At 81.8% G+C, this 362-nt stretch carries 1 protein-coding gene; it reads right to left on the reverse strand.

Features of this window, described 5'->3' with window-relative positions; translation table 11 throughout:
* Positions 1-362 (reverse strand): helix-hairpin-helix domain-containing protein (locus tag JNW98_RS33245; RefSeq protein ID WP_308015697.1); only part of this gene is annotated, 362 nt, incomplete at both ends.

Consider the following 362-nt stretch of genomic DNA (forward strand, 5'->3'; position numbering starts at 1 on the left):
GTCCGGGACGGCCCGGCGGGCGAGCTCCTCGCGCAGGGCGGGCGCCTCCAGCACGGTGTGCCCGGCGAGCGCGGCCCGCTCCAGCAGCCAGGCGGTGAGGGCCCGGGCCCGCCGCTCGTCACCCGGGCCGCACCCGTCGCCGAGCAGCGCGCGGGCGAAGCCGTCCGCCTGCTCGGGGCGGACGCCCTTGACGCCCAGCAGCAGCCACGGGTCCTCGCGCAGCGCCTCGGCGGCCTGCTCACCGAGCGCGGCCACCACCGCCCCGGCCAGATTCTCCGGCGCCCCGCCCGCCGCCAGCACCCGCCGGGCCTCCGCGAGCACCTCCTCGTCCACCGGCGCCTCGGCGACCGGCCCTTCGGCGG

The sequence above is a fragment of the Streptomyces huiliensis genome (assembly GCF_020037025.1).
GTDB lineage: Bacteria > Actinomycetota > Actinomycetes > Streptomycetales > Streptomycetaceae > Streptomyces > Streptomyces huiliensis.